General features: G+C 65.6%; 13 protein-coding genes. 3 read left to right on the top strand and 10 right to left on the bottom strand.

Annotated elements, in window-relative coordinates:
• Window positions 1–31: 31 nt before the first annotated feature.
• The gene (locus ACQY5A_RS16565) at window positions 32–1,729 is read left to right on the top strand and encodes a serine/threonine-protein kinase (protein ID WP_428341392.1); all 1,698 of its coding nucleotides are present in this window, start codon (window positions 32–34) and stop codon (window positions 1,727–1,729) included.
• Between the two features lie 13 nt (window positions 1,730–1,742).
• Here the strand turns inward: ACQY5A_RS16565 and ACQY5A_RS16560 are convergent, their stop codons facing one another.
• Window positions 1,743–3,065 carry a lipocalin-like domain-containing protein gene (locus tag ACQY5A_RS16560; RefSeq protein WP_428341391.1) on the bottom strand — a complete coding sequence of 441 codons (1,323 nt, stop codon included), beginning with the start codon at window positions 3,063–3,065 and terminating at the stop codon, window positions 1,743–1,745.
• A 146-nt stretch (window positions 3,066–3,211) separates the two neighbouring features.
• On the opposite strand from ACQY5A_RS16560, the gene ACQY5A_RS16555 reads away from it, so the two are divergent.
• Entirely contained in the window at window positions 3,212–4,681 is a 1,470-nt protein-coding gene (locus ACQY5A_RS16555; RefSeq protein WP_428341390.1) for an aldehyde dehydrogenase, read from the top strand.
• Window positions 4,682–4,690: 9 nt separating this feature from the next.
• Here the strand turns inward: ACQY5A_RS16555 and ACQY5A_RS16550 are convergent, their stop codons facing one another.
• Genes ACQY5A_RS16550 through ACQY5A_RS16520 form a run of 7 tightly spaced genes read right to left on the bottom strand, consistent with a single transcriptional unit; the run spans window position 4,691 to window position 10,604 of the window.
• The gene (locus tag ACQY5A_RS16550) at window positions 4,691–5,947 is read right to left on the bottom strand and encodes an NAD(P)/FAD-dependent oxidoreductase (protein ID WP_428341389.1); all 1,257 of its coding nucleotides are present in this window, start codon (window positions 5,945–5,947) and stop codon (window positions 4,691–4,693) included.
• A gap of 15 nt (window positions 5,948–5,962) precedes the next feature.
• Window positions 5,963–6,493, bottom strand: coding sequence for a maleylpyruvate isomerase family mycothiol-dependent enzyme (locus ACQY5A_RS16545; protein WP_428341388.1), 531 nt, complete (start codon window positions 6,491–6,493; stop codon window positions 5,963–5,965).
• Between the two features lie 8 nt (window positions 6,494–6,501).
• Window positions 6,502–6,909 carry a MaoC/PaaZ C-terminal domain-containing protein gene (locus ACQY5A_RS16540; protein WP_428341387.1) on the bottom strand — a complete coding sequence of 136 codons (408 nt, stop codon included), beginning with the start codon at window positions 6,907–6,909 and terminating at the stop codon, window positions 6,502–6,504.
• Window positions 6,906–7,376: an FAS1-like dehydratase domain-containing protein gene (locus ACQY5A_RS16535; RefSeq protein ID WP_428341542.1), complete on the bottom strand. Its 471-nt coding sequence runs from the start codon at window positions 7,374–7,376 to the stop codon at window positions 6,906–6,908. The genes ACQY5A_RS16540 and ACQY5A_RS16535 overlap by 4 nt, the downstream gene beginning before the upstream one ends.
• Before the next feature lie 56 nt (window positions 7,377–7,432).
• Window positions 7,433–7,843: a nuclear transport factor 2 family protein gene (locus tag ACQY5A_RS16530; protein WP_428341386.1), complete on the bottom strand. Its 411-nt coding sequence runs from the start codon at window positions 7,841–7,843 to the stop codon at window positions 7,433–7,435.
• A gap of 35 nt (window positions 7,844–7,878) precedes the next feature.
• The gene (locus tag ACQY5A_RS16525) at window positions 7,879–9,474 is read right to left on the bottom strand and encodes an AMP-binding protein (RefSeq protein WP_428341385.1); all 1,596 of its coding nucleotides are present in this window, start codon (window positions 9,472–9,474) and stop codon (window positions 7,879–7,881) included.
• Entirely contained in the window at window positions 9,474–10,604 is a 1,131-nt protein-coding gene (locus ACQY5A_RS16520) for an aromatic ring-hydroxylating oxygenase subunit alpha (RefSeq protein WP_428341384.1), read from the bottom strand. Before ACQY5A_RS16520 ends, ACQY5A_RS16525 begins: the two co-directional genes overlap by 1 nt.
• Before the next feature lie 197 nt (window positions 10,605–10,801).
• On the opposite strand from ACQY5A_RS16520, the gene ACQY5A_RS16515 reads away from it, so the two are divergent.
• The gene (locus ACQY5A_RS16515) at window positions 10,802–12,028 is read left to right on the top strand and encodes a cytochrome P450 (protein ID WP_428341383.1); all 1,227 of its coding nucleotides are present in this window, start codon (window positions 10,802–10,804) and stop codon (window positions 12,026–12,028) included.
• A 4-nt stretch (window positions 12,029–12,032) separates the two neighbouring features.
• On the opposite strand, the gene ACQY5A_RS16510 is transcribed toward ACQY5A_RS16515, so the two are convergent.
• Both ACQY5A_RS16510 and ACQY5A_RS16505 read right to left on the bottom strand, forming a co-directional pair.
• Window positions 12,033–12,224, bottom strand: coding sequence for a ferredoxin (locus ACQY5A_RS16510; RefSeq protein WP_428341382.1), 192 nt, complete (start codon window positions 12,222–12,224; stop codon window positions 12,033–12,035).
• A 19-nt stretch (window positions 12,225–12,243) separates the two neighbouring features.
• The gene (locus tag ACQY5A_RS16505) at window positions 12,244–14,625 is read right to left on the bottom strand and encodes a CoA transferase (protein ID WP_428341381.1); all 2,382 of its coding nucleotides are present in this window, start codon (window positions 14,623–14,625) and stop codon (window positions 12,244–12,246) included.
• Between the last annotated feature and the right edge of the window lie 134 nt (window positions 14,626–14,759).

Here is a 14,759-nt window from a genome sequence, read left to right as displayed (position 1 = left end):
AACGGTGAGCGGCAGTCTGTACCATTTCCCCATGCCGCTGGTCATCGGCGCGACGGCCGCCGGATTCAACATTGTTCGGCAGCTCGGATACGAAGAGTTCGGTGAGCTCTACGTCGCCGAGCATCCGAGGCTTCCCCGCCAGCAGGTTCTTCACTTGATTCCCGTCGAGACCTCCGTCGACTTGGATTACCGCGAACGGTTCTACCAGGAGTCCGATCAGGCAGCTACGTTGTGGCATCCGAGCATCGCCGGTCTCACCGACCGCGGTGAGTTCGAGGACCAGCTGTGGATCTCGACCGAATACGTCGACGGCTCGGATGCCGCCGAACTGCTGGGCGACGGCCATCTCGACGGCATGCCGCCGCGACTGGTGATCGAGATCGTGTCGGAGATCGCCGACGCCCTGGACTACGCGCACGACCGCGGTGTGTTGCACCGATATGTCAATCCCGGCAACATCGTGGTCAGCAGGTCGCCGGCCGACAGACGACGAATTGCTTTGACCGGCTTCGGTGTAGCGCGCCCTGAGGGCGCTCACAACACGCTGACCCGCGCCGGCATGTTCATCGGTAGCGCCGGCTATACCGCACCTGAGCAGCTGATGGGTGAGGAGCTCGACGGTCGGGCAGATCAATACGCCTTGGCGGCCAGCGCTTTTCATCTATTGACCGGTTCGCCGCCGTTCGCACATTTCAATCCGTCAGTGGTGGTCAGCAAGCACCTCAACGACGCACCACCCAGGCCCAGCGACGTCCGGCCGGACCTGACCGAGTTCGACGCGATCTTCGCCCGCGCGCTCTCGCAGGATCCCGTCGACAGATTCCGGCGTTGCCGTGACTTCGCCAAAGCGCTCGAGTCGACCACCGGCAAACGCTCACATATCCGCGCCAGCTCTGAAGTTCGGGCGGCGTCGATCTTTCGCGAAGCCAACGGGAACGGCGATTCCGCAGCCACAGCATTCGTCGAAACAAAGGCCGACGACTCGCCGCCGACCGAGGCCGTGCCGGCCCCGACCGCGGCCCACGCCGCAGCCGAAACCACTTCTATTGCTCCGCTGGTCACGTCAAATGGGCGGTCCAACAAGCATATCGACGATGTCGCCACGACTGTCGCGCCCCCGGTGTCCGAGGAGTTCGACGACGACTTCGACGATGACGAGTTCGACGATGACGAAGTAGCCGCGGCGCGCAAACGCCGACTGCAGCACTCTGCGGCGATCGCCGGAGCGATCGCGGTCGTGTTGCTGGCGTGGTTCATTGGAGTCAAGGCCCTGCGCTCGGCCTCCCAGTCCAACGACGCTCCCGCCAATAGCGAGACCACGTCCGCTGAACCGAGCACCCCGGCCCCGGCGTTCATCGCGCCGACGCCGGTCGTCGTCGCCCCGCCTCCCCCGCCGCCGGTCGTCGCCCCGCCGCCGGTAGCTGCCCCGCCACCGGTAGCCACCACCACCGCCGCACCGAGGACGACGGTGCCGGCAACCACATCGAAACCGGCAGCTACGACGCCGGCGCAGAGCACCGCGCCGCAGACCACCACGTCGAAACCGGCCAAGCCGGCGACGACGACAACCCCGTCTGGACCGAACATCCTCGACACGCGGCCGGCGGTCGGCATGCCCTGCGGCGCAGAAGGTTCCGCGGCCGTCTCCAACTCCGGCGGTCCGGTGACCTGCGTCGGGACCCCTGGTGGATCCGCCTGGGAGCCCCCCGGCGTGCAGCCGGCCGGCTGACCCGGGATACCGCTCAGCTGTCGGGCGACAGCACCTCGATCAACGCCTCCGCGACATCGCGCCCACCGGTGGGAAGCGTGGTGAGATTGTCCTGCAGTAGCTTTCGCGCATCCGCCCGATTGCCGGCCGCGATGAGTGAACGCAGCTTTTCGAGCACATCGCTCGGGTCGTCGAGCGCCGACGCCAGCACATCGATCAGCTCCCAGCCCCGGTAAAGCGCCAGCGAGCGTTCGTAGAACGCGAAGCCGCTCACCGGTTCCCCGCGCATCGTTCCGTGGTAGCGGAAGGGCCCTTCCATGTATTCGATCGGCAGTCCGTGCGCCGGCGCCGGAACCAGCGGTTCTCCGGTGAGGTCCAATTCCAGTGCGGCGCTGCGCAGCCGATGCAGGTTCGGCATGAACCGATCCGGAGCGGGCGGCCGCACCAAGGGCCGAATCGACTTCGGCCATCGCACGTAAGTGCTCACCGTGACCTCGACGTCTTCCACGCACTGCGGCGCCGTGGCGGGGTCCGGGTAGCTCACCGTCGCGCCGGAGAACGGCTGCAGCGCATTGCCATCCAGCCGGTCGAACTGGTGCCAGATGCTCATGTCGACGCCGTTGTCCAAGTTGATCGTGCGCCATTCGTGGGACCGCGCCCTGGGGTCGCCCCCGGTTCCACCGCCGCCGGCGTACCTGGGAAACCACTGCCGGTCAACGTGTCCCGCGATGCCGCTGACCTCTTCGCACTGCTCGGCCCAGCGCAGCGTTCCATTCATTGCCATGCCGGTCTGGAAATACGAGTAGGTGTCAGGCTGACCGAAGCAGGCGATCTTGCCGTCGTAGGTGTCCGCGCCGACCGGCACCGGAGCACGCGTCGGCGTCACGTCCAAGTCCAATTCCATGGACTGGCCGGCCTGATCGACGCCGCGCAGGCTCACCCGGTAGCTGTAGGGCCGCAGTTCGCCGTCGTCGTTGCGACAGGAGGTCCACGTCACCGGCCCGGCACTGCTGTCGTAATGGATGTCGAGATAGCCGGTGGCCATCGTCATCTTCGGTTGCGCACCCGGTTGCATGTTCTTGGGCGGCATGTCGTAATCGGTGTAGGTGCCGTATTCACCTGTGTCACAATCGAACAGCGCCATTGTGTAGAAATCAGCGATCACGGTCCCGCCGGGGCGGTTCTTGTTGAAGATGGTCAGATAGGCGAACTTGCGCCCCGTCGCGCCGGTCAGCTCGCCGGCAATGAACCAGGTGTCGGATTCCTGATCGGCGTGCAGACCTTCGGCTTCCGGAAAGTCCAGCGCCCGGTCGTTGTCAACTAAGCGAAACGGATATTTACGCCAGTCAGTGTTCATCTCAAGCCTCGTGGGGGGATCGCGTCGCGCCCGTCGTAATCGCAGTGGATTCACGACAGCTACCAGCCGTCCCGTCTTTTTTGCTATGTTAGCATCAATAGCGAAGTTGCTTTCGCCTTTTCAAAGGTCGTGCAAAGGTCGTGCCCATGCCGGAAACCCGTGACCACCGTTGCTACGACGAGCTTTTCATCGGCGGACGATGGCGTAAGCCGTCCACCGATGAGCGCCTGACGGTCATCTCCCCACACACCGAGAGTTCGATCGGGGACGTCCCGGCGGCTACTGCTGCGGACGTCGACGATGCGGTCGCCGCCGCCCGGCACGCCTTCGACCATGGCCTATGGCCCCGGTTGGACCCGCAGGAACGCATGCACAAGGTCGAGGAACTCGCGAACATCTACAGCGGCCACCTCAACGAGATGGCCGACCTGATCACCGACGAGATGGGTTCGCCGCGCAGCTTCAGCCGACTGGGCCAGGCCGCCGCGGCGGTCTCGATGATCCACCTCACCTTGGCGGTCGCCCGCGACTTCCCCTGGACCGAGCGGCGCCACGGTGTGCTCGGCGAAGTACATCTGCGCCGTGCCCCGGTCGGCGTGGTCGCGGCAATCGTGCCGTGGAATGTGCCGCAGTTCCTGATCATGCCGAAGCTGATACCTGCACTGATCGCCGGCTGCCCCGTCATCGTGAAGCCTGCGCCCGAAACACCTTTGGACGCTTTGTGGTTGGCCGAGATGATCGAGCAGCTGGACCTGCCCGAAGGGGTGGTCTCCGTGCTTCCCGGCGGTACCGATGTGGGCGAAGCGCTGGTCCGCCATCCCGGTGTCGACAAGGTGTCGTTCACCGGGTCGAGCGGGGTCGGACGCCGGATCGCCACGCTGTGCGGCGAGCAGCTCAAGCGGGTGAGCCTCGAGCTCGGCGGCAAGTCGGCCGCGATCATTCTCGACGACGCCGACATCGGCAAGACGGTCCGGGAATTGAAGTCGGCAAGCCTGATGAACAACGGGCAGGCCTGCGTGGCGCAGACCCGCATCCTGGTCAGCGAGCGGAACCACGACGAGGTGGTCGACGCGCTGGCGGAGATGATGTCGGGCCTGCAGGTCGGCGATCCGGCCGACGAGGCCACCGACGTCGGGCCTCTGGTCGCCCAGCGCCAGCAAGCCCGGGTGCAGGACTACATCCGGTCCGGAGTCAAAGAGGGCGCCCGGATGATCCTGGGCGGCGAGGACGCGCCGCACGACCAGGGCTGGTACGTGCGCCCGACCTTGTTCACCGACGTCACCAACGACATGCGGATCGCGCGCGAGGAGATCTTCGGCCCGGTGCTCAGCGTGCTGACCTACCGCGACGAGGCCGATGCCGTCCAGATCGCCAACGACAGCGATTACGGTCTGGCCGGGTCGGTGTGGACTGCCGACATCGCCCACGGGCTCGAGGTGGCCGCAAGCGTGCGGGCCGGCACCTACGGCATCAACATGTACACGCTCGACATCGGCAGCCCATTCGGCGGCTTCAAGCAGTCGGGCATCGGTCGCGAGTTCGGCCCCGAGGGCCTGCACGAGTACGTCGAGCTGCAGTCGGTGATCAGCAAAGGCGCGATGCCGCCACTGTCGTGATACGGCAGGCTAACCGCCTGGGCGGGTTGGCCGATCTTGAAGTACGGGTGCCGCGGCGGAAAGGATGGCGTCGCGATCGCCGTTGAGCGGCGGATAGATTCGCTGGGTGTTGATGGTGCGTTTGGTCGCCTTGGCTTGCTGGCCTCGGGCGACGACGTGGCGGTTCCATCCTTCGGTGTACACCGCGCCGGCGGATCCGAGGTCGAGAACCGTGACGTACCAGGGGATCTGCAGCGCCAGCATCGGCTCACCCAGTAGGTCGCCGACCACGTTATAGCCGGCGTATCGGCCCATGGGCCGGCCGTGCTGACACGACATCACCGACATATGGTCGTCGTCGACGTGCAGCGCGGCGACATCACCTGCTGCGAATACCCCAGGCACCCCCACCACCCGCAGGTACTCGTCGACCGGCAGTCGGCCGAGATGATCGCGTTGGACGCCGAACTGTGCGGTGAGCGGATTGGCCTGCATGCCCGCACACCAGATCACCGTGCGGGTAGCTATTGTTTCGCCGCTGCTCAGCCTGATTCCGCCGGCATCGACCTCGGCTACGCCCACCCCGGTGCGGGTCTCGACGCCGATGTCGGCCAGCGCTTGCTCGATCACCGGACGCGCGAACTCTCCCATGTCGGAGCCAACGGAGGGGTGGCGGTCGATGAGCACCACCCGCGACGCGCGCCGCAATACGTGCCGCAGGCGCGCGGGCAGTTCGCACGCGGTCTCGATACCGGTCAGGCCCGCGCCGACGACGACGACGGTGTCGGTCGCCGGGTCGGCAGGACGGTCCGCCAGCGCGGCAAGATGTCGGTTCAGCGTCGTCGCGCTGTCAAAAGTGTCGACGTCGAACCCGAATTCGGCCAAGCCTGAGATGTCGGGCTTGACCAACTCGCTGCCCAGAGCGACGACCAGCCGGCCGTAGGTGTGCGATCCGCCTGAGTAGGTGACGGTGCGGGCGGCCGGGTTGATCGCGGTGACGTCCGCAGCGACGTGACTGACACCGACAGGCCCCAGGATGCCGCTCAACGGAATGCGGCTCGGCGTCAGGTTAGCCTCGTAGTTGCGTACTCGAATGTCATGGAATGGCCGCGAACTGATCATCGTCACCCCGATTGTGCCCGGGACGGCACCGAGTTCATCGAGGCGCCGCGCGGCACCCAGGGCCGCCCACAGTCCCGCGAATCCCGAACCGAGCACCACGATCTCCTCAACGCGGTCTCGCGCGGGTTGCCTGGATCCTTCGGGACAAACGGACTCAGACTTCATAGCAGGCAGCCTCCCTCATGAATGCGCCGACGGCTGCCAGTTTGGGTTACGGCCAAGCCGACCAAGAAGCTTCGATTGCACGTCGGTCTGCTCACCCGCCGCGACGGGGGCATCGAACATCGCCGAACCGCTCAGCGCGTCGGGGTCAGCGGGCAAGGCCGCGTAGAACAGCTCGCACCATCGGGAGTCCAACCGGTCATCGGCCCCGACCGCCCGGGCCAGGTCCCAGGTGTGCACCAACACGTCGCGGGTCAGGTTCGGCAGCACCGACGCGGCGTCCGGCCCGATATCGAGTTCGAATGCCTTCTCCAGCTGACCGTACGTCAGCTCCCATCGCCGCTGCGGACTATCGCGTGGGCGATCGGGCTTGAGCCCCAACGGTCGAAGCAGCAGCACATCGTGAAAACCGATGACATGCTCGAGCACGCCCCTGGCATCCCACGAGTCGCAGGGCGAAGGGCGCTCCCATTTCCCAGTCGCTGCACGCACCGAGTCGCCGAACCTTCGGCACACCGCCAGGTGCCGATCGCCCAAGCCCTCGGTCATGAGAATTACTAAGACAGTTCCAGAGTGAGCTCGACCGGGCTGCACAATTCACCGCGCTGATTGACGACGTCGATCTGCAGGTCGACCAGGCCGGGCGCAGGTTTGGCGACCACGTGGCCGCGGCCGACCATCGTGTCGCCGGCGTAGATCGATCCGGCGAGCCTCATCTTTCGGTGCACCACTCGGCTCTGCGGGCCCGCCCAGTCGGTGGCGATGCGGTCGGCAAAGCCGGCGATGTGCATGGTGTTGACGAAAATACCCGGGTGCCCTTGCTTTTCGGCGTAAAACGGGTCGAAATGGACCGGGGTGTAGTCCCAGGTGGATCCGGAGTTCATCACCACCCGCTGGTAGCTGATCTCGTCGCGCACTTCGGGTAGCTCAAGCGGCACGCTGATCTGACCCCAGTCGAGGGTCACGACGCCGGCGGGCTGAAGCGGAACAGCGTGTTCCGGTTGGTCGCCACGATCGCACCGTCCTGACGGGTGAAGGTGTCCAACGTTTCGATGAAATGCCCGACACCGAGCTTGGATTGCTTCTCCGGTGACACCGACACCACTTGTTCGACAATGGTGAGTCGGTCGCCGTCGAGAATGGGCAGTGGAAACTCGGCCTCGTTGGCGGCGTTCACGATTGTGGTGCCGGGCAGCGGAACCCGGAGCGCGATCGCCGCGACCGGCGGCCGTCCACCGGGCTCCCACGGCAGCGGAACCAGCCAACCCATCAGCAGCGCCGGCGGCGCCAGCAGCCCGCCCCAGGTCTTCGTCGCGAAGTCGGCGTCCCAGTACGACGGGTTGCCGTCTTGCACTGTGGCAGCGAACATCTGGATCCGCGCCGCACTGACGACGGTTCCCGCGACCCTCGGCTCAGAGGTCACCCCGACCATGCGTAGGGCGTCCTGGTAGGTGCCGAACGCCAGCTTGTAGCTGATCGGAGTCGACGTCACGCCGAGACCGGCACCGAGTCCCACTGCAGCTCGCGGGAAGTGAAGTACCAGCCGCCGCGCTCGTAAATGAGTTGATCGCGGTAGCTTCCGGTGGCACGCAACGTAGAACCGCCGTCGGCCGCGGCGAAGAGCAACGCCACGCAGCGCTGCGTGGCATTGACCCCGTCAACGGTGATCTCGTGATCGACGGTGACCAGTCGGCCGTTACCGCCGTCAAAAGCCTCTCGCAGATCCGTGAATTCCGAACCGTCGCGGGTGAATCGAGCACCCGAATGGCGGAACGTCGCGATCCACGCGTTGCGGTCGCCTTCGGAGAAGTGCCGGTTGTGCCGCGCCGTCAGGTTCAAGATCGCGTCGCGACCCACCGAGCCGTCGAGGACGTATTGCTGCTGATAGGTCATGGCCATGTGTTGTTCTCCCTGTCGCTCTGTTTGATCCCCGTCTAACGACTCACGATGTATCCATGGGTTTCGCGGTCCCAGGCCGCGGGGCCGACGCCTTGGGCGCGAAGCGTGTCCTTGCGGATCCGCCCGATCACGGTCTTGGGCAGCTCGCCAACGATCTCCACATACCGAGGTACCGAGAAGTACGGCATTCGGGCACCGCAGAAGTCCAGCAGCTCAATGTAATCCAGCGCCGCGCCGGGTTGCACGGTGACGAACAGCAGGATGTCGTCCTCGCCCAGGTCGCTGGGCACACCGACCACTGCGGCTTCGAGCACGGCCGGATGGCGCATCACCGCGGTCTCGACTTCGACCGACGAAATATTCTCTCCGCGGCGGCGCAACGAGTCCTTCACCCGATCCAGGTAGGTCAGGTTCTGATCGCTGTCGAGCACGCCGAGATCACCGGTGCGAAACCAGCGCGGGTGCCGGACGAGTCCTTCTCCCGAGGCGTTCAGGTAGCCCTCGCTCATCACGTGTGGGTGCCGGGGTCGGCAGGCAATCTCGCCGACCGTGCCGTCGGAGACCGGCGCGCCGTCCGGGCCGACGATGCGAACTTCGAAGTTTGGGTTGGGCCGGCCCGACGTTCCCGGCACCCCGTCGTCGGCAACGCCTTTGACGGCGATCGGGAATGCTTCGGTCAGCCCGTACATGGTGACGATCCGGCAGTTGTAGCGCTTTTCGATGTCGCGGTATTTGTCAGCGGCGATCGGTGCCGCGGAGATGAAGCGCAGCGGCAACTGCGCGTCGCGGGAGTCCGGCGGCAGATTCAACAGCATCGAGACCATCGCGCCGGCGCCAACGAAGCCCACGGCACCGCAGGCCCGCACCTCGTCCCACACCGAAGCCGGGTGAAATTCGGACGCCAAAACCGTTGTGCCACCGACCAGCATCGGCGCCAGAACCGCCGGCGCGGCGCTGAGGTGAAACAGTGGCATTGCCGTCCACATCGCCTCACCGGCACCGAACTCCCAGGCCGCAGCGGCGGTCGCGGCTGTGGTGAACAGGTAGTGCCACGTGGTCGCAACGGCTTTGGATGCCCCGGTCGTGCCGGATGTGAAGAACAACGACCCGATGTCATCGACCCGGCCGGCGTACCCGGCGACCGCGGCGGCGTCGCGATCCAGCGAGATGTCTTCGACCACAATGCTGGCCAGCCCGGGGAGTTCATCGGCCACCTCGGCAACCCGGGACCGCCGCTCGGCGTCGGTGACAATTACCTTCGCCCGCGATAAGCGAAGCGCGTGCAAGAGAAAGTCGCCCTTGTTGGCCGTGTTCACGGCCGCGGCCACCGCGCCGATGCGACCCGCGCCCAACCAGAAGTAGACCCATTGCGCGCAGGTCCCGGCGAACAGCGCCACGCCATCCCTCGGCCCAATGCCTATGTCGGACAGAACACGAGCGGCAGCATTGGAACGCCGGCGCATCTGCTCGAAGGTCACGTCGACGCCGTCGATCGACATCATCACCCGGTCGGGACACTGCTCGGCGCGACGATCGAGGACCGCCGCGACACTGAACTGCTCGACGCCGAAATCAGCTGGGCCGATGGGCTTTCCGTCGCATGCGGCGGCCCGAACCGGCACGCGGGACATCAGGCTCCCGCAGCAGCCGGGTCCGGATCACCGTTGGCGGTGTAGCCGAAGTCGTCGTGCGCCGCCTCTTCGCCCGGGTAGAAACGGTGCGCCCAGCGCCGCAGCGCCGCGTAGTCGTGCGCTTCTTCCGGTGCCAGGTTCGGCTTCTCCAGGTATTTCATGTTCTCCCAGGTGAAGAAGTCCTGCTTGATCACCTCTTGCTGCAGCGCCAGGAACTTTGCGGCTCGGCCGGTGGGCACGTCGCCGGAATCGCCCGGCTCGCGAACCGACGCCTGGGTGTAGAAGTAGTCGGTGTAGTCCTCGTCGACCGGTGTCTGTCCGGTCACCTCGATCGTGGCCACCAAGTCGCTGGGGAAGCGCACGATGCCCAGGCCCAACGAGTAGTTGTCGTAGATGATCTTGGCGTCGACCGGCCCGTTCGGGGTCAGCCAGGTCTGTGACCGGCCGCCGCCGAAGTGGGCGCTGACGGTGGCATGCAGGTGGTAGCCGGCCACTTCGAACGACGTCGTGTTGGCCGGATTGGCCGCCTTGTGCACGTACTGCACGTGGTAAGGATCGGCGGCGTTTTCGATGATCATCTGCGCGTGCACCTTGACCCGGTTCAGCATCCGGCTGTGCGGGTGCAGCGGGTAGTACTCATCGGTCTCCAACTCGGGCAGCACCGGCGGCTGCCAGTACGGCGCCCGGCTGTGGCGCTCATGCCACACCAGGATGTAGCCGTACCACTCCGCGCTGTGGTAGGTCCGTACGCGGACGTTGTTTTTGCAGCCGATCTTGCTGTACGGGATCAGGGCGTTTGTGCCGTCTCCGCGCCACTGCCACCCGTGCCACGGGCAGACGATGTTCTCGCCCTCGACGGTGCCACCGACACCCATGTTGGCGCCGAGGTGCTGGCAGTAGGCGTCCAGCACGTTCACTTCGCCGGACTCGGTGCGGAACAGCACCATCTCCTCGCCGAAGTAGTGCACCCGCTTGACGTCGCCGGGTGCCAGCTCCGAGGCGAAGCCGACGATGAACCATCCGGTCGGGAATCGGTACGGCGACAGGCTGATGCCGCTCGGGCCGAATTCCCGTTCCGAGGGGTCGTTGTCGGACGGATCGATCGAGGAGTCCGAAATCGTGTCCGTCATTGGCTGCTCCTTCTGCGTCATTCCCGTGCCAGCCAATTGGCGCACGGCCGCGCTGACGCTTACCGCGCTTTTGAAGATTTCGTCTATTTTTACTATTTTAAGCATTGAACGTCAACGCGCACGCTCTTCGCCGGTAGGGTCAAGTATCGAACCCGTCTCCCGCGCGGAGTAAGCGTCCTAATTGATCGAGGTTGCGAATGACGGCTTCGACAGTCGATCTGTCCGATGTCACGCTGTGGCGCAATGGCTTTCCCGACGAGCTGTTCGCCGAGCTGCGCCGCACCAGACCGCTGTTTCGACACGGGTTGACACCGGGTGTCGAGAAAACCGTCAAGCGGGATTTCTGGATGACCACCAAGCACCGGCACGCCGTGCGCCTGCACCGCGACGCCGATTCGTTCACCGCCGGCGACGGTCCGCTGATCCAGCCGGCGGACCTGTTCGCGTCGTATCCGACGATCATCACGCTGGACCCGCCCGAGCAGAGCAAGCACCGAAAACTCATCTCGAGTGCTTTCACCCCGCGGGCGATCGCCAAGCTCGAAGACGGTATCCGGGCTCGGGCGGCGCGCATGATCGACGATCTGCTCGCCCGCGGCAGCGGTGACTGGATCGACGACGTCGCCGATGCGCTGCCGATGACCGTGATCGGCGACATCATCGGCATCCCCGAACAGGATCGGCCGCGCATCTTCGACGGCTTCGACCACATTCTGAAGGCGCAAACCGGCAAGGGTCGGCCGGTCGATGCCGAGCTCTTCGCGTCGATCTTCGGGTACGCCATGGAGCTGACGGCCGAGAAGCGCAAGAATCCCACCGACGACATCTGGAGTACGATCGCGTCCGGCGTCATCACCGGTGACGACGGTGAGCAATTCAGCTTGGCCGCAAACGAACTCGAGTTCTTCTTCTTCGTGCTCGCGTTCGCCGGTAGCGACACCACCAAGAACGCGCTGGCCATCGGACTGCAGGCGTTCGTGGCGAATCCCGCACAGATCGAGCGCTACCGCGACGACGAATCCGTGCGGTCCAGCGCCGTCGAGGAGGTGCTGCGCTGGGCATCGCCCGTCGCCTACTGGACTCGCAGCACCAAGCTCGACATCGAAATGGACGGCCAGCGCATCCCCAAAGGCGAGCGAGTGGTGGCAATGTTGCGCTCGGCGAACCGCGACGAGGAGGTCTTTGCCTCGCCGTTCGCCTTCGACATCGGACGCCATCCCAACCCGCATGTCGCATTCGGCGGCGGTGGAGCGCACCATTGCCTGGGCGCCATGCTCGCCCGTGCCGAGATCCGCGCAGTACTCGATGAACTGCTGTTGCGGTGCGACGGCATCACACTCGGTGCGGCCGAGGTGAGCTACCCGAATCTGACCACCAACATGTCGATCTACGACGAGATGCCGATAACGCTGACCGCGCGCTGACGGATCAGTCGACGACCCGCAGTGCGGCTTTCGGGCACTGGTCGACCGCGGCCGCCACGTCGATCTTCAGATCCTCCGGCACCTCGCCGTCGGCGACATGCACCACGTCGGCCTTTCCGATCTCGAAGATGTCCGGCGCCAACGATTCGCAGAACCCATTGGCCTCACACAGTGACTCATCGACGATTATTCGCATCACGGTCTCCCTTCAACGTTCACAGCCCTTCGGGCCGGGTGCCGATCACCCCGGCGGATGCCAGTCGCGCCAGGTCGTCATCGGTGAGGCCGCACAGGTCGCGCAGCACCTCGCTGTTGTGTTCACCCAGAGTCGGGGGCGGCCGCATCAGCCAGTGGCGCCGTCCATCCAGCGGCGCGAACGGCGGACTCGGGTAGCGGCCTGCTCCGGTGCTCGAATGTTCGAGCGTTTCCAGAAACCCGCGGTGATTGAGTTGAGTGTTCTCGGTCACCAGAGACGGCGACACCACCGGCGCAGCCGGAACAGCGGCGGCGGCAAGCATATTCACCGCATCGTCGAGTTTCTGACCGGCGAACCAGCCTCGCAGCTTGCCGTCGATCTCGTCGGCGTGGGTGCGTCGCCCGTCCACGGTGTCGAAACGGCGGTCGTCGGTCCACGACGGCCGGCCCAGCACCTCGGCCAGCGCGTGCCATTGCCCGTCGGTGCACACGGTGACCGCGATCCAATCGTCGTCACCGTCGCAGCGGTACAGGTTTTGCACCGACCAGCCGTGTCCGCGATTGCCCCGGCGGCTGAGCGTGACGCCGAACACTTCGGCCTCGATAGGCTGAATCGCCGTGACGTTGAGCACGGTCTCGATCATTGGCAGCTCGACCAGTTGGCCCACTCCGGTTCGGTCGGCGAAGCACAGCGCGGCCGTCACGGCGAACGCCGCATGCACGCCGGCCAACGGGTCGCACGCTCCGCGCGGCGGGATAGGCGGCCCGTCGGCCAGCCCGGTGACCCAGGCCAGGCCCGCGATCTGCTCCATGGTCGGCGCGAAGCCGACCCGGTCGCGCCAGGGACCGTCCAGCCCGAACGCAGGCATCCGAGCGACGACGAGTCGCGGGTTGATCTCCAGCAGCACGTCAGCGGTCAGGCCGAAGTTGTCCATCACCCGCGGCGAGAAATTCTCGATCACGACATCGGCGCCGGCGACCAGGTCGCACAACAGGCGACGCCCTTCGTCCGAGCCCAAATCCAGTGTGACAGAACGCTTGTTGGTGTTCATGGCATGGAAAACCCAGCCGTATTCCCACCAGTCGTCTCGGTCTTTTCGCATGCCACCCGAATACCTGATGCCATCGGGCCGCTGGATCGATTCCACCTTGACGACGTCGGCGCCGAACGCCGCGAGCAGGTGAGTCGCGGCAGGTCCGGCCCAGAACGCGGTCAGGTCGACGATGCGGATGCCATCGAACGGTAGCCGCGAATCGGACAGCGGATCGCGATATTCCCGGGCCGGCCACGGCGCGGTGTCGTCGGCCTCACCGAGCGCGGGCGCAGCACGCAGCGACGCCGGTGCGCATCGTGACATCAGCCAGGGCGTGCGCGGTTGGTGAAATCCCGCTGGGTTGGGCACGAACGCGCCGCGTTCCGCCGCATAGGCGGTCTCGCGGATCGTCGCACCGTTACCCAGCGCCGCGATCGGCAGCCGAAACAACTGGCCGAGCTCGACGACTTCGGAGACGGTGCGTTCGGCCAGCCACGGCCGGATCTGCTCACGGATGAAGTGGCGGTACTGCCAACGGCCGATCTGAAAACTCAGCTGCGGATTCTCGGTCAGCTCAGGGCAGTCGACCATCGCGGCGAAATCCAGCCACTGCTGACCGGTGACCATGGTGATCCCGATGTAGCCGTCTTTGGCCGCTTCGATCGACGGCACCTCGATGGTCCGCGTCACCGGCGGCGTCTGCAGCAGATGCGAGTGCAGCCATTCCCCGCTCTGCATCAACGTGATTGCTTCCAGCATCGAAAGATCCAGATGTTCACCGGGTCCGCCGTGTTCGACGCGTCGGCGCACGGCCAGTGCACCGAAGGCGGCGAACACCCCGCCCATGTACTCGCCGAGGTCGCCGCCGACCGCGATAGGGGGCCCGGCCGGGTCGCCGCGGAATCCGGTCAGGCCGGACCATGCCTGCAGGGTGAACTCGCTGGCAGCTCGATCGGCATACGGACCGGTCCAGCCGAAGTCGGAGATCGTGACGATAACCGCTCGCGGGAACTGCGCCAGCAGCCGCTCCGGTTCAATGTCCCACTGGGCTGCCTGCGATCGGGTGGCCGTCACCACAACGATGTCAGCGCCGGCGATTTCGGCGCCGAGGTCGGCACCGGGCCAGGTGACGCTGTGCTTGCCGGCATTGAGGTAACTGAACTGCGGAGAGTCCGCGCCGTAGGGGATGGCCGATCCGCTGGCGCTGAAGCGCCGCAGCCAATCCCCTTGCGGCGGCTCGATTTTCCGGACTTCGGCGCCGGCGTCGACCAGGAGCTTGCCGCAGTAGCTGCCGGCGATCCGGTCGCTGATCTCGACAACACGGACATCGTCCAGCGGTGTCGATCGGCTGCCGTGCCCGTCAGTCAAACCTGTATCCCATTCGCTTGCAACCGCGCCGTTGACCAGCACGGCTATTATGCCATTACTGCTAAGATTGCACTAAATGGAGTTCGCGGGCGCAGCGGCCGTGTCTCCGGCCGGTGAGCGCCGCTGCTGGAATC

The sequence above is a fragment of the Mycobacterium sp. genome, from assembly GCF_965277065.1.
GTDB lineage: Bacteria > Actinomycetota > Actinomycetes > Mycobacteriales > Mycobacteriaceae > Mycobacterium.
Note: the sequence above shows the minus strand (reverse complement) of the source record. Positions and strands in the feature narration are given on the sequence as shown.